16 protein-coding genes are annotated in these 16,744 nt (G+C 73.2%); 2 read left to right on the forward strand and 14 right to left on the reverse strand.

All coding sequences use genetic code 11. The features are described 5' to 3' along the window. Positions 1-5 precede the first annotated feature (5 nt). On the forward strand, positions 6-2,168 hold the full coding sequence (locus tag AB0B72_RS33880) for an alpha-galactosidase (protein ID WP_367743448.1): 2,163 nt from the start codon (positions 6-8) through the stop codon (positions 2,166-2,168). Positions 2,169-2,218: 50 nt separating this feature from the next. Here AB0B72_RS33880 and AB0B72_RS33885 read toward each other — a convergent pair whose 3' ends face one another. Further along, positions 2,219-3,082, reverse strand: a complete 864-nt coding sequence (locus AB0B72_RS33885; protein ID WP_367743449.1) for a helix-turn-helix domain-containing protein — start codon at positions 3,080-3,082, stop codon at positions 2,219-2,221. A gap of 170 nt (positions 3,083-3,252) precedes the next feature. On the opposite strand from AB0B72_RS33885, the gene AB0B72_RS33890 reads away from it, so the two are divergent. Continuing rightward, complete coding sequence (locus tag AB0B72_RS33890) at positions 3,253-3,948, forward strand: SDR family NAD(P)-dependent oxidoreductase (protein WP_367743451.1); 696 nt, start codon at positions 3,253-3,255, stop codon at positions 3,946-3,948. Positions 3,949-4,034: 86 nt separating this feature from the next. Here AB0B72_RS33890 and AB0B72_RS33895 read toward each other — a convergent pair whose 3' ends face one another. The 13 genes from AB0B72_RS33895 to AB0B72_RS33955 form a co-directional block, all read right to left on the reverse strand. Further along, positions 4,035-5,288, reverse strand: coding sequence for a histidine kinase (locus AB0B72_RS33895; protein ID WP_367743453.1), 1,254 nt, complete (start codon positions 5,286-5,288; stop codon positions 4,035-4,037). A 426-nt stretch (positions 5,289-5,714) separates the two neighbouring features. Next, a complete protein-coding gene (locus AB0B72_RS33900) occupies positions 5,715-6,068 on the reverse strand; it encodes a hypothetical protein (RefSeq protein ID WP_367743455.1) in 354 nt (117 codons plus the stop codon). Next, entirely contained in the window at positions 6,065-6,535 is a 471-nt protein-coding gene (locus AB0B72_RS33905; RefSeq protein WP_367743456.1) for a hypothetical protein, read from the reverse strand. The genes AB0B72_RS33900 and AB0B72_RS33905 overlap by 4 nt, the downstream gene beginning before the upstream one ends. 318 nt (positions 6,536-6,853) lie before the next feature. Beyond that, on the reverse strand, positions 6,854-7,819 hold the full coding sequence (locus AB0B72_RS33910; protein ID WP_367743457.1) for a UDP-glucuronic acid decarboxylase family protein: 966 nt from the start codon (positions 7,817-7,819) through the stop codon (positions 6,854-6,856). Next, positions 7,819-8,781, reverse strand: a complete 963-nt coding sequence (locus AB0B72_RS33915; RefSeq protein ID WP_367743459.1) for a glycosyltransferase family 9 protein — start codon at positions 8,779-8,781, stop codon at positions 7,819-7,821. Before AB0B72_RS33915 ends, AB0B72_RS33910 begins: the two co-directional genes overlap by 1 nt. After that, positions 8,772-9,458, reverse strand: a complete 687-nt coding sequence (locus tag AB0B72_RS33920; protein WP_367743504.1) for an SDR family oxidoreductase — start codon at positions 9,456-9,458, stop codon at positions 8,772-8,774. The genes AB0B72_RS33915 and AB0B72_RS33920 overlap by 10 nt, the downstream gene beginning before the upstream one ends. 42 nt (positions 9,459-9,500) lie before the next feature. Continuing rightward, entirely contained in the window at positions 9,501-11,078 is a 1,578-nt protein-coding gene (locus AB0B72_RS33925; protein WP_367743460.1) for a PfkB family carbohydrate kinase, read from the reverse strand. 10 nt (positions 11,079-11,088) lie between these two features. After that, entirely contained in the window at positions 11,089-11,220 is a 132-nt protein-coding gene (locus tag AB0B72_RS33930; RefSeq protein WP_367743461.1) for a hypothetical protein, read from the reverse strand. Positions 11,221-11,241: 21 nt separating this feature from the next. Next, positions 11,242-11,793, reverse strand: a complete 552-nt coding sequence (locus tag AB0B72_RS33935) for an SIS domain-containing protein (protein WP_367743463.1) — start codon at positions 11,791-11,793, stop codon at positions 11,242-11,244. Between the two features lie 3 nt (positions 11,794-11,796). Beyond that, positions 11,797-12,990, reverse strand: coding sequence for a glycosyltransferase (locus tag AB0B72_RS33940; RefSeq protein ID WP_367743464.1), 1,194 nt, complete (start codon positions 12,988-12,990; stop codon positions 11,797-11,799). Continuing rightward, positions 12,987-14,018: a glycosyltransferase family 9 protein gene (locus tag AB0B72_RS33945; RefSeq protein WP_367743465.1), complete on the reverse strand. Its 1,032-nt coding sequence runs from the start codon at positions 14,016-14,018 to the stop codon at positions 12,987-12,989. The genes AB0B72_RS33940 and AB0B72_RS33945 overlap by 4 nt, the downstream gene beginning before the upstream one ends. After that, positions 14,015-15,097 carry a glycosyltransferase family 2 protein gene (locus AB0B72_RS33950; RefSeq protein ID WP_367743466.1) on the reverse strand — a complete coding sequence of 361 codons (1,083 nt, stop codon included), beginning with the start codon at positions 15,095-15,097 and terminating at the stop codon, positions 14,015-14,017. Before AB0B72_RS33950 ends, AB0B72_RS33945 begins: the two co-directional genes overlap by 4 nt. Continuing rightward, positions 15,094-16,731 carry a carbamoyltransferase gene (locus tag AB0B72_RS33955; protein WP_367743467.1) on the reverse strand — a complete coding sequence of 546 codons (1,638 nt, stop codon included), beginning with the start codon at positions 16,729-16,731 and terminating at the stop codon, positions 15,094-15,096. Before AB0B72_RS33955 ends, AB0B72_RS33950 begins: the two co-directional genes overlap by 4 nt. Between the last annotated feature and the right edge of the window lie 13 nt (positions 16,732-16,744).

Here is a 16,744-nt window from a genome sequence, read left to right on the forward strand (position 1 = left end):
CACAAGTGGATGAGACACAAGTGAACGACACGCCGATCCACCTGCGCGCGGGTGGCACCAGCCTCGTCATCGCCGTCGACGGCGGACGGCTTCCGCGCGTCCTGCACTGGGGACCGGATCTCGGCGCGCTCGGGGACGACGCCCTGGCGGCCCTGCGGACGGCCGCTCTTCCCGCCGTCGGCGACAGCGAGGTGACCTACCCCCAGCCCGTCCCGGTGCTTCCCCAGCTGACGGAGGGCTGGCTCGGCCGCCCCGGGCTCACCGGCGACAGCGACGGCCGTCGCTGGGCCCCGAAGTTCCGCGACGCGGCACATGAGGCCCGCGACGACGCCGAGGGGCCCGTGCTGCGCAGCACGGCGCACGACCCCGAGTACGGCCTGTCCGTCGACATCGAGATCCAGGTGCTCTCCGCGAGCGGGCTCGTCCGCCAGCGTGCGGCCGTCAGGAACGACACGGCGGCTCCGTACCGTGTCGGTTCCCTGGAACTGGCTCTCCCCGTGCCGCCGGAGGCGACGGAGATCCTCGACCTGACCGGCCGCTGGGCGCTTGAGCGGGTGCCGCAGCGCCGCCCCTTCCATGTCGGGGAGTGGGTCCGGGCCTCCAGGGGCGGCAAGCCGGGGCTTGAGCACACGTTGCTGCTGGTCGCCGGTGAGGAGGGCTTCGGATTCCGGCACGGCCTGGTGTGGGCCACCCATCTCGCGTGGAGCGGCAACCAGGTGCTCGCCGCCGAGCGGACCCCCGCCGGCACCCGGCATCTCACCGCGGGCGAGGTGCTGCTCGCGGGCGAAGTGGTGCTCGGGGAGGGCGAGTCTCATCGCACTCCGTGGCAGTACGGGTCGTGGGGAGCCGGGCTGGACGACCTCGCCTCGCGCTTCCACCGGCACCTGAGGTCACGGCCGCATCACCCTCGCTCCCCCCGGCCGGTGGTGCTGAACACCTGGGAGGCGGTCTACTTCCACCACGATCTCGCCACCCTGACCGCGCTCGCCGAACGCGGAGCGCAGGCTGGCGCCGAGAGGTTCGTGCTCGACGACGGATGGTTCCTGGGCCGCCGCGACGACACCAACTCGCTCGGCGACTGGACGGTCGATCCGGACGTCTGGCCCGGCGGTCTCGAACCCCTCGCGACCCGGGTGCGCGAGCTGGGGATGGACTTCGGGCTCTGGTTCGAGCCGGAGATGGTGAGCCTCGACTCCGATCTGGCCCGCGAGCACCCGGAATGGATCTTCGACGGAGGGCACGGCCCCGGCCCCGCCTCCCGCTACCAGCACGTGCTCGACCTCGGCCACCCCGGCGCGTACGCGTACCTGTTCGAGCGGATGAGCCACCTCGTCGGGTCGCTCGGCATCGCCTACATCAAGTGGGACCACAACCGGTACCTGCTCGACGCCGGCCACACTCCCGGTGGGCGCCCGGGGGTGCGCACGCAGGTCGAGCAGGTCTACCGGCTGATGGCGCAGCTCAAGGCCGCCCACCCGGGGCTGGAGATCGAGTCGTGCGCCAGCGGCGGCGGACGCGTCGACCTCGGCGTCCTGGAGTTCGCCGACCGGGTCTGGCCGAGTGACTGCAACGACCCGCACGAGCGGCTGGAGATCCAGCGCTGGACGGGGCTGCTGGTGCCCCCGGAGATGCAGGGCACGCACATCGGAGCCGAGGAGTCGCACACGACGCACCGGACGCATCCGCTCGACTATCGGGCGGAGAAGGCGCTGTGGGGGCACCTGGGGGTCGAGACGAACCTGCTCACCGCCGACGACGAGACCCGGGCGGCGCTCGCCCGGTGGATCGCCTTCCACAAGGAGCATCGGGCGCTGCTCCACTCGGGCGACGTCGTCCACGCCGACCTTCCCGACGCGGCGTTCCGCCTGGAGGGCGTCGTTGCGCGCGACCGCGGTGAGGCGCTCTACGCGTTCAGCGTCGTCGAACGGCCCGCGACCTGGCCGCCCGGCCGCATCCGGCTGCCCGGTCTGGACGACGCGCGCGACTACACCGTCGAAGCCGTCTACCCGGGATCGGCGCCCGCGGCGGGCACCGTCCTCCCGCCGTGGCAGCGCGCCGGGGTCACGCTGCCGGGACGCGCGCTGCGGCTCGCCGGCGTCGAGGCGCCCTCATTGGACGTCGACCGGTCGGTGCTGCTGCGGGTCGTGAGCGCGCCGCCGGCATCGTGACGCCGTGATGTCGCGTTGTCGTGACGCCGTGAGGCAGGGCCCGGACGGGCTCAGCCCTTCGCTCGGTTGCGGTACTCGGTCGGACTGGCCTCGTGCATCCGCTTGAAGTGACGGGAGAAGTAGAACGGGTCGGGATAGCCGACCTCGCGGGCGATGGCCGCCACCGTGGCGTCCGTCGTGTCGAGGAGGTTGCGCGCCTGCGCCATCCGCAGCGCCGTGTGGTGCGCGAGCACCCCGCCCCCGGTGGCGCGGCGGAACAGCGCGCTCAGATGGGAGGGAGAGACGCCGACCATCGACGCCAGGTCCGCGACCCGGACCGTGCTGTCCAGCCGCTCGGCGAGGTAGGCCATCGCGCGTTGCAGCGGGTCTCCGGGCACCGGCATGGCCCGGTCCACCACGATCTGTGTGAGGAGTTTCCACGCCGCGCCCGCCGCGCCCATCAGGCTCGCCGGCGAATGGTCCCGTTCGAGGGTCGTCACGATCTCGTCGAGCAGCGCGACCGCCCGGTCGAGCCGGCGGATGGGAAGCAGCGGCCTGGACGCGCCCACGCCGATCTCCTTGACGAGCTCGGGCAGGTCGGTTCCCCGGAGGTGGCACCACCAGATCGTCCAGGGTGCGTCCTCCGAGGCGCCGTACGCGTGCGGTGTTCCGTGCGGGATCACCAGAGCCGTGCTCGACCCGATGCGATGCCGCGTTCCCTCGATCTCCGCCCATCCGGTGCCGGCCGTGCACAGGATGAGGATGGACTCGGCGATGCCACCAGGCCGCTTCATCAGGTGATCCGTGGCATGCGGATAGTACCCGGTGTCGGTGACCATGAGGCGCCGGGTCACCGGGCGGGAGTGCGCCTCGATCACGACACGCCGCGGCACGACGGTCAGCCGCTGGTTGGCGAACCCTTCCTGGATCGGCATCCGCCCAGTATGGCATGCCGTCGGAACGTCCAGGTGATCTCCAGCATCCACCATTCCGCACGAGCCCGCGCACGTGTTGACTGACGACGATGACCGACCGGACATATCACTCAAATATCGATAAGGCGGGGATGATGGGGCGAGGTTTGCTGTCCGGGAAGGTGGCCGTGGTGACCGGCGCGGCTTCCGGCATCGGTGCAGCGGTGGTGGAGCGGTTCCTCGCCGAGGGGGCCCGGGTGATCGCGGTGGACGTGGCCGGCCAGGCCGCCGACCGGCCGGAAGTGCTGGCGATCACCGGTGACGTCGCCGACGCCGCGACCTGGCGGCGGATCGCGGACGTGGCGCGAGCCGAGTTCGGACGGCTGGACGTGCTCCACAGCAACGCCAGCGTGGTGGTCAGGGCTCCCGCCCACGAGATGGCCGAAGACGATTGGGACCGGCAGCTCGCGGTCAACTTGACGGCGACGTATCTGGGCGTCAAGGCGTGCCTCGGGCTCCTGAGGGAGAACCGGGGCGCCGTCGTGCTGAGCTCGTCCGTACACGCTCTGGTAGGCATCCCCCTGCATCCGGCCTACGCCGCCGCCAAGGGCGGCCTCGTGTCGCTCGGCCGTCAGCTGGCCGTGGAGTACGGCCCGGAGGTGCGGGTCAACACCGTGCTTCCCGGGCCGATCCTCACCCCCGCCTGGGACGGCATCGGCGAGGAGGACCGCCGCCGCAGCGCGGCCGCCACCGCGGCGGCGCGGTTCGGCCGGCCCGACGAGGTGGCCGCCGCCGTGACCTTCCTCGCCTGCGAGGAGAGCTCGTACGTCACCGGCGCGTGCCTTGTGGTCGACGGTGGATGGACGGCGGTGAAGGACTCCGCGTGACGCTCCGCGAGGCCGGCGGCGTGGCGGGCTCCCCGGCACGCCGGCGTCATGGATTCGCCGGAAGCCGGCATCGCGGCGCGTGTGTCTCACACCGCGTCGGCGGAGGGGCCTGGCGACTCCGTGTCCGGGTCGGGGGGAATGGCCGGGACCGTGGCGGAGATCACCGCGCCCTGGCCGGGCGCCGACTCGACCGCGAAGCTCCCCGCCAGCCGTGTGACGCGCTGACGCATCGCGATGAGGCCGAAGCCGCCCTCGCCCGCGGCCGAGGGAGTCGCCCCGGAGGTGAAACCGGCCCCGTCGTCGCGCACGTCCAGCACCACGACGTCCTCCATGTACGACAGGGTGAGGGCGACCCGGGTGGCCGAGGCGTGCTTGCCGGCGTTGGCCAGCGCCTCCTGCGCCACCCGCAGCAAGGTGATCTCCACCTCCGTGTGCAGCGGCAGCGGATCGCCGGTGACGGTCACCGAGGCGGACACGCCGGTGGTCTGCGCCCATTTCGCGGCGACGTCGCGGAGGGCGGTGGCGAGCTGGGCGTCGTCGAGCGGCGCCGGGCGCAACGCACGGACCGAACGGCGAGCTTCGTTCAGGCCCTGCCTGGCCAGCGAACGCACCGTTTCCATGCGCGCGCGGGCGGCGGCCGCGTCGTCGCTCACGCTGTCGGCGATTTCGAGCTGGGTGAGGATGGCGATCAGATCCTGCGCGATGGTGTCGTGGATCTCCCGGGCCATCCGCTGCCGTTCCCCCAGCACGCCGGCCTCACGGGCGCGGATCAGCAGTTCGGCCTGCAGGTCGGCGTTCTCCTCGGCGAGCGCGGCCAGTCTGGCGCCGGTCGCCCGCAACTGCACGATCATCACCTTGCGTTGCTCGTTCTGGTCGGAGATCCGCCGCATGAAAAGGCCGCTCGCCGAGGCGACCAGCACGGCGATGAGGAAGGAGTAGAGCTTCTCGCCGGGAGTCCGCCCGAGCCCGGAGGGGGCGGCGACGAGCACACCGGCCGTCGCGACCACCCCACCGTACGCCCACCATCCCGGCAGCAGGGCGAAGGCCTGTATGAACGCTCCCACGCCTGCCACGGTGAAAAGCGGGTCGATCCTGACCAGTGCCCCCACGATGACCAGCATCACGGCGAAGTAGCCGATCGCGGTCAGCGGTCGCGTGATCCGGCCGGGACCCGACATGACCACGAGCCAGTGCAGGGCTCCTGCGAGCGACGCCAGAGCCAGCACCTCCGGCCGCCAGTCGCGCGATAGGGCGAAGACCGCCGGAAAGAGGATGAACAGGTACGGCACGGCCGACCTCGCGCGATCCCACCGCGAGACGCCGGCGCGGGCGCCGTTCACCACCGGAGCGCGTCGACGGCGCTGTCACCGACGGGAACCGATGCCATGACGCTCAGCGTAGCCAAGGAGATCACGCGCCGAGCATCCCCGACGGGCGGCGCTTCGGCATCCACCGAACAGCCGACCCGGTCGATTCCGCCCCGGCGCTTGAGCTCATTGCTGGACGGACTCAGCCTCAACACGGTGTTGCACCTGGGCATACCCAGCCCGCAAGGCTGCGTCGAGGTCCTTAAAGCGCATCTCGACGAACTGGCCACCCGATCCCGCCCATGCTCGCCGCCCCTCGGAGAAGCACATCAAGCGTCCCCAAAAGGCGAGAGAGTCCTCCACGTGAGCCCGAAGCCACTCGTCCTCCCCACGGGCCGGCGCCTCCTGGGGTTTTCGTACTACTGGTAGCAACACTTGTCTTCGTGCAGCTGTCGCCGGCTATTCGGTGTCTTTGGGGTGCCGAGGCGACGCATAGATTACCCAGACAGTGCGAGTGACATCATCGATGGCATAGCGGACACGCCCGCCGCTGGTGACCTCGAATTCCCACTGCTCCAAATCCTCGCCGTTGTGACGATGAGTCGCGAGATCGCCGCGTAGGCGATGCTGACGGTCGCGGTTCGAGCGTGAACGGGGATCAACCCGCAGCGCCTCGAAGCATCGGCGCGTATTGGCCAAGGCATGACGGCACAGTTCTTCCCAGCCCCTGACCGCTTCGCTGGCGCCAAACCGGATATCCCACTCGCCATCCGGTGGTGGCACCGTAACCCGATCTCCACGCTTCGGGCTCATGCCGAAACCTGCACCGGCCCGAAGTCGCCGTTTGTGGGCTTACGAGCCTCGGCGTAGTGCGCAGGGTGGGCCTTGATCCTGGCAGTGGCTCGCCAGCCGGCGATGACTTCCTGCGTGGTGGCATCGACCTCCAGCTCCGCCGCATCGGAGAGCGCTTCGACCAGTTCCAGGGTGAAGGCACGCAGTTCGTCAGAAGATAGGTGGCGGACCCAAGGGAAGACCTCCGGCATCGCTATTACCAGCGCACGCGCAGTGGGATCATGCTTGATCAAGGCAAGGAACAGCCGGGACGCGGTGGTGAACGACTGTTCGCGCTCCTCTTCACGGTCCGCTGCCGTCAGGTAGAAATCTGGAGCATCGCGATGGGTGACACGCACGCGTCCCAGGCGTGCCGCGCGCTCGGCGACCGCCCGGGGATTTCTCGACAAGTCAGAGAAGGTCACTGCGTCGGCATGGCCAGTGCTCACACCATCAGGGTACATCAGAACACGTTCTGACATGAGCGATCCAAAGAGACCCACGGCTACCGGCGAGACCGCTGCCCGTCCAGCCGCCTCAGACCTCAAGTAGTAAGCGGGTTCGGGGTACAGCCGCCCTGGTACCGGCCGCAGTTCGATGCGGGATGACCGCCGAGCATGTGCCCGACGCTGACTGGATCAACGTCTACTGTCGGCCGCCCCTGACCCCGACTTCGGCAAAGCGTTCGCTCACTACGTCGACCGACTGGATCAAATCGTGAACTTCTTCGCGCGAATCGCGGCGCAAAGCAGTGGAGCGCGTGCGGGTCACGAGGCGACGGCGGGGTAGGGCGAGCGGAGCTCCTCCGCCAGCCACTCGATGGTGCGGCGCAGGCCGGTCGCCGGGTCGACCCGGGGACGCCAGCCCAGCCGCGACTCGGCGAGCGTGGTGTCCGGCCGCCGCACGGCCGGGTCGTCCACCGGCCGTTCGACGTACCGGATCGGCGACGAGGAGCCCGTGAGGTCGCGGATCATCTCCGCCAGCTCGGTCATCGACATCTCCGCCGGGTTGCCGATGTTGACCGGCCCGGCGAAGTCGCCGGCCGCGAGCGCGAGGATGCCTTCCACCGTGTCGTCCACGTAGCAGATCGACCTGGTCTGGCCGCCGTCACCGGTCACGGTGATCGGCTCGCCGGTCAGCGCCTGCCGGATGAACGTGGGGATCGCCCTGCCGTCGTGCGGCCGCATCCGGGGGCCGTAGGTGTTGAAGATCCGCGCGATGCCCGTGTCGGCGCCGCGCGAGTTGCGGTAGGCCGTGGTCAGCGACTCCGCGAACCGCTTGGCCTCGTCGTACACGCTGCGCGGGCCGACGGGGTTGACGTTGCCCCAGTACGTCTCCTTCTGAGGGTGCTCCAGCGGGTCGCCGTACACCTCGCTGGTGGAGGCCAGGACGAACCTGGCGCCCTTCTCGGTGGCGAGCCCGAGCGCGTGCAGCGTGCCGAGGCTGCCCACCTTGAGCGTCTCGATCGGGTGGCGCAGGTAGTCGGCCGGGGACGCGGCGGAGGCGAAGTGCAGCACCAGGTCGACGCCGCCGGTCACGTGGACGAACCCGGTGAGGTCGCACTCGACCAGCCGGAACGCCGGCCGGCCCATGAGGTGCTCCACGTTGCGGGGCGACCCCGTCAGGAAGTTGTCCATGCACACCACGGCGGCGCCCCGCTCCAGGAGCCGTTCGCACAGATAGGAGCCGAGGAAGCCGGCCCCGCCGGTCACCACCACACGGGCACCGTTCATCACACACCCACCTCCAGCAGTCCGTGTACGGCGTCGAGGACTTCGGTCACACCGATCTCCAGCAGGCCCGGCGCGGGGCTGTCCGCGTGCGGATCACCCGTCCGCCCCGCCCAGAGAGGCACGTGCGGGCGGCCGGGGGGCGGCCCCCACAGCGCGGGCGCCACGGGCCCGTAGAGGATCACCGAGGGGGTGCCCGTCGCCGTGGCCACGTGCGAGATGCCGGTGTCCCCGCAGATCACCAGTGCCGCGTGGCCGACCAGCGCGGCCAGCTCCGGCAGGCTTGTACGGCCCGCCACCACGGCGTCGTCCGGCAGGCCTGCGAGGGCGGCCACCTGCCTGGCCAGGGCCGTCTCGTCGATGCCGCCGGTGACCACCACCCGGTGGCCGAGCCCGGCCAGCTCGGCCGCGACCTTGGCGAACCTGTCCGGCGGCCACTGCCTGGCGTACGCCGACGCCCCCGGGTGGAGGATCACCTCGCCGCCGTGGAGCGGGCTGGGGCCGGGGTCGCGCAGGGCCAGGTCGTCCGGATCGGCGGCGATGCCGTACCAGTCGAGCAGGGAGCACCACCGCCGCACCTCGTGCGACTCCGCGCGCCAAGGGGGGCCGTCGACCGCCGGGACGCCGGGATGGGCGTGGCTGAGCAGCCGCCCCGGCCGGGTGCGGCGTAACGCCATGATGCTCTCCGGCCCGCTCCCGTGCAGGTTGACCGCGATGTCCGGGGCCGTGAAGGGCACCGGTCCCGGGCCCGACACGTCGAGCAGCTCGTCGACGCCGCCGATCAGGGGCAGCAGCGTGCCGAGGTAGGCGGGCGTGGCGAGCACGATGCGATGCCCGGGGTAGGCCCGGCGCAGGGCCCGCAGCGCGGGGACCGCCGTGAGCAGGTCGCCGAGCCCGAGCCCGCGTAAGGCGAGCAGCACCGGCCGCCCGTCCCCCTCCTGTTCTCCAGCCACTTCTACGGCCACGACGTCTCCGTGGAGGAGCAGACGACGAGCTCTTTCACCTCGCACCCGCGCGGCTGACCGAGCGCGAAAAGGATCGTGGCGGCGACGTCCTCGGGCTGGTTGAGCCGCGCGTCGGGGCCGGGCTTGTACTGCTCGTCGCGGTCGTCGAAGAAGCTGGTGTGCATGCCGCCGGGGATGAGCAGCGTCACCCCCACCTCACCGGCCAGCTCGGCGGCGAGGGCGCGGGTGAAGCCCACCACGCCGAACTTCGCGGCGCAGTACGCCGTCGCGTCGCTCACCGCCTTGATCCCCAGCGTGGACGCGACGGTCACGACCTTGCCCCCGGAGCGGCGCAGGTACGGCAGGGCCGCCCGGACCACCGAGGCGGTTCCCAGCAGGTTGACCTGGAGCACCCGTTCCCACTTCTCCGCCGGTACGTCCTCCAGCCGCCCGCAGGCGTCGATGCCCGCCGCGGTGACCACGCCGTCCAGCCCGCCCGCACGCTCGGCCAGCTCACGTACGGCACGCTCGGCCTGCTCCCGGTCGGACAGGTCGGCGCGGACGTGGTCCACGTCGCCGTCGGGCGCCGCGAGGTCGACCACGAGTGGCCGTCCGCCCGCCTTCGCGACCGCGGCGGCGGTCGCCCGGCCGAGGCCGGACGCCCCTCCGGTGATCAATATGTTTCCCACCATCGATATGTCCCTTTCTGTGGGCGGGCCGCGCGGCCCGCCGGGAGTCGGTCAGGAGGCCGCCTGAGCGGCGGCGATCAGGCCGGTCGTGGAGTGACCGGGCACGGTGGGGAGGATCACGACCTCCCCGCCTACCCGCCGTACGGCCTCGGCCTCGGGCATGGACCGCTCGGTGTAGTCGCCGCCTTTGACCCACACGTCGGGGCAGAGGCGTCCGATGACGTCCGACGGCGTGTCCTCCTCGAAGACCGCCACCGCGTCCACGCAGGCCAGCGCCCGCAGGATCTCCACCCGGTCGCGCTCGCCGACGAGGGGGCGGCTCGGCCCCTTCAGCCGCCGGATCGAGTCGTCGGAGTTGAGGCACACGACGAGCGCGTCGCCGAGTGACCTCGCCCGGCGCAGGAGGCTGACGTGACCGGCGTGCAGCAGGTCGAAGCAGCCGCCGGTGGCGATGAGCCGTCCGCCCGCCGCGCGGACGGCGGCGGCGACCTCGAAGGCCGACGCCCCGGGATCGAACGCCCCTGGATCGAACGACGCGGGATCGAACGACGCAGGACCAGACGGCGCAGGACCAGACGACGCAGGGCCGAACGACGCAAGGCCGAACGGCGCAGGGCCGAAGGACGCGGGCGCCTCGGCGGCGGAACCGGGCAGGCGCAGCGCCGCGGCGCCCCCCGCCTCGACGAAGCGGGTGGCCTCGCCGACCGCCCGGGCGACGGCGTCCTCGGTGGAGGCCCCGTCCGCCAGGGCGGCCGCCGCCGCGGCCGCGAACCTGTCGCCGGCGCCGCAGGGGTCCGTGCCGACGCTGACGGCGGGAGGCGGGATGGGGACCAGCCGGCCGCCCCGGCGCGCCAGCACCGCTCCCCGCTCCCCCAGCGTGATCGCCACCGCTTCGACGTCGAGGTCCCGCACCAGGCGGCGGGCCACCCGGTCGGGCTCCGCGGACGGCAGGCCGCTCAGCCCCCGCGCCTCGGCCTCGCTCGGCGTGACGAGAGCGCACCCCGGCATGGGCAGGGGGCCCCTGGGGTGGGGGTCCCAGACGATCGGGACCCGGAGGCCGCGCAGGACGTCCCGGTGAAGCTCGGCCACGCCGCCGCCGTAGTCGGCCACCAGGACGGCGCTCGCGCTCCGCAGAGCGGCCGCGGCCCTTTGAGCGGCCCTGTCAGCGGCCTTTGGAGCGGCCCCGCCAACAGCCCTGCCGGCGTCGGAGCCTCCGGCGGAGATGCCGTGACCGGCCTCGGGCCGGCCGTCGCCGGTGTCGACCCTCAGCAGGGTCTGTCCCCGCGCGCGGATACGTGTCTTGCGCACGGTGGTCCCGCGCAGCGGCAGCCGGACGATCTCGACCGACGCTCCGAGAAGGCTTTCGAGACGGCGGCCGGACGGGTCGTCGCCGATGGCGGTCACCAGCACGACCCGGGCGCCGTCGCGGGCGGCGAGCAGCGCCGCCAGGCCGGCCCCTCCCGGGCGGTGGCGCTCGGCCCGGCTCTCGACGACGGGCACGGGGGCGTCCGGGCACAGGCGGTTGGAGTCCCCGTCGACGTCGACGTCGAGCAGCGAGTCCCCGACGATGACGAGCGGGCCCGCGCCCGGTCTCCCGGCTCGCTCTCCACGACCGTTGAGCCGGCTCATGCGGCCTCCTTCACCGGCGGGTTCGCGACGCCGACGTGCCCGCCACCGTGCCCGCCACCGTGCCCGCCACCGTGCCCACCGACGTGCCCGACGGCGCGCCGCCGCGCCCGGGCCCGCTCACCACGCTCGTGACAGCACCCACGTGTCAACCGGCCGGTCCTCCTCACGTGCAGGCCTTCTCGATCACGTCACACAGCATGTGGATCACGGTGAGGTGCACCTCCTGGATCGTCGCCGTGTCGCCGACCGGAACGGCGATCGCCTCGTCGCACAACTCCGCGAGCGGGTTGGGAGCGGGCCCCGTCAGCGCCCACGTCGTCAGGCCGCAGTCACGCGCGGCCTCCGCCGCCCCCGTCACGTTGGGGCTGGAGCCGCTCGTCGACAGGCAGACCAGCACGTCCCCCGGCCGGCCGTGCGCCCGCACCTGCCGCGCGTACAGCTCGGTCATGCCGAAGTCGTTGCCGATCGCGGTCAGGGTCGAGGTGTCGGCGTGCAGCGGGATCGCCGCGTACGCCCGCCGGTCGACCTTGTACCGCCCGACCAGCTCCGCCGTCAGATGCTGGGCCTCGGCCGCCGAGCCGCCGTTGCCGCACGCCAGCAGGCGGCCTCCGCCGGACAGCACTGCGGCGAGCTTGAGGCCCCACGCGTTGATCTTGGGTGTCTCCGGGTCCACCGCGGTCAGCGCGGTGCTCAGCCGGGCCAGGTGAGGATGCATCGCTCAACCTCCCGCGGCGGCGACGCCGTCCAGGCGTTCGCCGACCATGTCGCGGTACACGGACTCGGTCTGGGCGGCGACCAGCGGCCAGCCGTACCGCGATCGGGCCCGCCGCACCCCGGCCGCGGAAAGCGCGGCGCGCAGCTCGGGCCGGTCCAGCAGGTCGCACAACGCTCGTGACAGGGCGCGCGGCTTGCGCGGCGGCACCAGCACCCCGCAGCCCGCGACGGTGTCGAGGTGGCCGCCGACGCTCGACGCCACCACGGGAACACCGCAGGCGAGGGCCTCGAGTGTCACCATGCCGAACGGCTCGTACCAGGGCACGGTCGCGAGCACGTCCGCCGAGCGCATCAGCGCGGGCACCTCCGCCCGGCCGACGCTGCCGATGAGCCGGACCCGGTCGGTCAGGCCGAACGCGCCGGCCAGCGCACGCAGCCGCTCCGGCTCCTCGTCCCCGTCCGTTCCGCCCGCGATGACCAGCTCGGCCCCGGGGACCAGCCGCATCGCGCTGACGACGGTGTCCACCCCCTTGCGGGGGACCATGCGGCCGATGCTCAGCACGCGGGGCCGTCCGCCGCGCGGGGCCACCGGGCCGTCCGGGCGGAACAGTTCGAGGTCCACGCCGCACGGCACGACGGCGATCCGCTCGTCCGGCACGCCCATCGCCAGCAGCTCCTTGACCTCGTCGCCGCAGGTCGCGATCACCGCGAGGGCGCGCCGGCCGACATCGCGCTCGATGGCGATCCGGTCCGGCGGGCTGGTGTCGGCGTCGCCCTGCCAGCGCCGCTTGACCGTGCCGAGCGCGTGGAACGTCTGCGCGACCGGGACGCCGAGGTCGTCGGCCGCCGTGAGCGCGGCCAGCCCGCTCATCCAGAAGTGGGCGTGCGCGACGTGGGGAGGCTCGGCCCGCCATCGGCCGGCCAGGTGGTCGGCGAACTCCGGCATGTACGGCAGGAGCTCGTCCTTGGGGACCGGCTCCGGCGGCCCGGCGGGCACGTGCTCCACCGTCACGCCGGGCGCCACCGGCACCACGTCCGGCTGGTCCGGCGAGGTCCTGCGCGTGTGGACCGTCACGTCGTTGCCCCGCGCGGCGAGGGCCGCGGCGAGCGCGGCGACGTGCACGTTCTGCCCGCCGGCGTCGACGCCGCCGAGAGCCGCCAGCGGGCTGGCGTGCTCCGATATCAGGGCGATCCTCATGGCACCCTCTCCTTCACGGCCGCCAGGCGGCGGACCGCCTCGGCGACCTGTTCGCCACGGACCGACGAGAGGCACGGGTGTCCGGGCACCGGGCAGACACGCGCCCGGGTCCCGCCGCAGGGGGCGTGCTGGTCGCCCAGCAGCACCGACGGCACTCGGTACGGCGCCCACCGGGCGGCCGGGACGACGGGCGCGAACAGGCTGACCACCGGGGTGCCGACGGCGGCGGCCAGGTGCGCGGGGCCGGTGTTGGCCACGACCACCGACGACGCGCCGGCCAGCACGGCGGCGAGCTCGGCCAGCGAGGTGGCGCCGCCGATGTCGGCCGCTTCCGGGCCCGCGACGAGGGCCGTGAGCGCGCGCTCGCCGGGACTGCCGGTCACGACGACCCGCTCCCCCGCCGCCACCAGCTCCTGGACGGCCTCCGCCCAGCGTTCCAGGGGCCAGGATCGGGCGGGCGCGGTCGTCCCGGGGTGCACCACCACGTAGCCGGGCGGGCCGGTGAGCCGCTCCACGTCGGGCAGCGGCTCCCGCACGGCGAGCGCCCCGTCGTCGCCCGGCGGCAGCTCGAACCCGGCCGCCCTGGCCAGGCCGAGCATGCGCTCCGCCTCGGGCACGTCCACGCTCTCGTCCACCACGTGGCGTACGTCGAGCAGGGAGCCGGGGTAGTCCTCGCTGATCGCGGCGATCACCGGGACGCCGACCAGCCGGAGCAGCAGCGCCATCGGCAGCGCCGACTGATGGAACGACGTGAATATCAGCGCCGTCTCCGGCGCGATCCGCCGGACCTCGTCGATCAGCCGCTGGGTGTCGGCGCCGGTGACGGGCACGTGGCCGGGATCGATCCAGGGCGCGCGCCACTCCAGCACCCGGTCCACGCCGGGGAGGAGCTCGGCGGCCGCCCTGCCGTACGGCCCGGCGAGCATGACCACCTCGCGCGCCCCGGCGGCGACGGCGCGCACGGCGGGCCCGGCGAGCAGCACGTCACCGGCGTTGTCGGGCCGCACGACGAGCGCGGTCCCGATCACGAGCCTCCCCCTCTCCGCGCTGCCAGCTCTCCCCTCAGCCGGTGCGCACAGGCCACCGGCGGGATGACGGCGCTCGTCACCACCATCCGCATGACCTCCTCCGGAGTGCGGGGTCCCGGCGCGATCCGCGACCAGGCGAACTGCGCGGTGAGGCCCAGCCAGGCGAGGCCCGCCGCCTTCGCGGCGCCGGCCGTCCGGGAGGCCGGACGATTGCGGGCGGCCTGGACGGAGGCCGCCCCGGCGAGCCCGGCGGCCAGCAGGCCCATGCCCGTGGTCAGCGCGTGGATCTTCAGGCGGCCGGGCCGGCCGCCGGTGGCGGCACGCCAGCCGGGGCCGTGCACCCGCCGCATCAGCGCGTCGGAGGCGTTGCCCCGCTGGTGGTGCACACTCGCCCAGAAGCCGTCGTCGCGGACGGGGTGCCTGACCAGGCGTTCCCCCTTGACGAGCGAGAATCCGGAGGCCTCGACGCGCAGCGCGAGATCGCAGTCCTCCCGGTAGGCGCCGGGGAACCGCTCGTCGAAGCCGCCGGCCGCTTCCAGGGCCGTGCGCCGGTAGGCCATGTCCGCGGTGATCCACTCGGACACCACCAGGCCCGCCGTGTGGCGCTCGGCGTCGGTCGGCAACCGGTGCACCGGCAGCGGCACCTCCAGCCGTCCCTGGCAGCCGCCCACATCCGCCGGGAGCGTGGCCAGGTCGCCGGCCAGGGCGTCCGCCCATCCGGGCATCGGGACGACGTCGTCGTCCACGAAGGCCACCCACGGCGTCGTGGCCGCCCGCCAGCCCACGTTGCGCGCCGCCGCCGGGCCCCGGCCGCCCGAGCGCAGCACCCGGACGCCGTCCGGCACGGGCAGCGGCGGCAGCGCCCCGGCGGGCCCGGGCCTGTCGTCGACCACCAGGACGTCGGGCCCGGGGCCGATCGCCGCCAGGGTCTCGTGCAGGCTCGGCCGCCCGATGGTCGGGATCACCACGGTCACCGGCGGCGCCGTAGCCGTCGCGGAGCCCGTCACGGAGCCGGTCGCGGGGCCGGTCGCGGGGCCCGTCGTCCGGCTGGTCGCCCGGCTGGTCTGGGACTTGGTCATCCGGCGAACACCGCCCCTCTGCGCACCACGTACGGGCCGAGGACGAGCACGTCCACCGGCGAGGAGCCGAAGCACTCCAGGGCGTCCCTGGGGTCGTCGACCATGGGACGGCCCGCGGTGTTGAGGCTCGTGTTGACCACCACGGGCAGGCCCGTACGGGCCTCGAACTCGGCGAGGAGCCGGGCGAGCAGCGGGTCGCGCCCGCTCTCGACGGTCTGGATCCGGGCCGTGCCGTCCACGTGCACGACGGCGGGGATCCGGTCACGCCACTCGGGCCGCACGTCGTGGACGAAAAGCATGTAGGGGCTCGGCATCGGCCCTCTTCCGAAGATCTGGGAGGCGCGCTCCGCCAGCACCATCGGCGCGATGGGGCGGAACTGCTCGCGGCCCTTCACGTCGTTCAGCCGTTCTGTGTTGCCGGGCTTGCCGGGGTGCGCGAGCAGCGAGCGGCGGCCGAGCGCCCTCGGGCCGTACTCGCTGCGCCCCTGGAACCAGGCGACGATCCGGTCGGCGGCGAGCTCCTCGGCGACCGTCGCGGCGAGGTCGGCGGGCCGCTCGTACGGCACCCGCGCCACGTCGAGCCAGGCGGCGAGCTCCTCGTCGGACCACTGGCGGCCGAGATCGGCGCCCGGCATCGAGGTGATCGGGTCACCGTGGGCCTGAGCGAGGTGCAGCGCGCCCCCGAGCGCGGTGCCCGAGTCGCCGGCGGCGGGCTGGACCCACACGTCCTCGAAGGGCCCCTCGGCCAGCAGCCGGGTGTTCGCCACGCAGTTCAGCGCGACCCCCCCGGCCATGGTCAGGAAGCGGGCCCCGGTCCGCCCGTGCAGCCAGCGCGCGAGCTCCAGCAGCACCTCCTCCAGCCGGGTCTGCACGCTCGCCGTCAGGTCGGCGTGGTCGGCCGTCCACCGCTCGCCCTTCCCGAGGGCCTTGGCGTACGCGCTCCAGTCGATCGGCTCGACCCGGAAACCCCCGTCGCCGGTGGGGTAGATCAGCTCGCGCATCTCCTTGAGGAAGCGCGGCTCCCCGTAGGAGGCCATGGCCATGACCTTGTACTCGTCGCTGGACCGCAGGAAGCCGAGATGCTGGGTGAGGTCCTCGTACATCAGGCCGAGCGAGTGCGGCAGGCCCTGGCTGGCCAGCACCGTCAGCTCGCCGTCGCGGTAGTGCCCGGCCAGGTGCGAGACCGCCTCCCCGCGCCCGTCGCAGACGAGCACGGCCGACTCGCGGTACGGCGCGGCCAGCCCGGCGGAGGCCGCGTGCGCGATGTGGTGCGGCACGAACCGGACCTGGGCCGGGTCGAGACCGGGCAGCGCGGTGGCGAGGAAGTTCGGAGCCCGCCGGGCGTAGGTGGTCCGCAGCTCCTCCCACCGGTCGGCGGGGACGTCCTCCGCCCGCACCAGCTCGGGGTCGTAGGAGTAGGCGACGGCGTCCAGGTCCTCGGGGCGCAGGCCGGCCTGTTCGAGGCACCACGCGGCCGCCAGCTCGGGCAGCTCCCAGGCGGAGAACGGGACCGGGCGCTTGCCGTGCTTGCGGCGGCTGAACCGCTCCTCTTCGGCGGCCGCGACGATCTCGCCGTCCACCACGAGCGCTGCGGACGGATCATGGAATATCGCATTTATTCCTAAAAATCGCACGGTGTACCTCCGT

Source organism: Microbispora sp. NPDC049125 (genome assembly GCF_040802045.1).
GTDB lineage: Bacteria > Actinomycetota > Actinomycetes > Streptosporangiales > Streptosporangiaceae > Microbispora.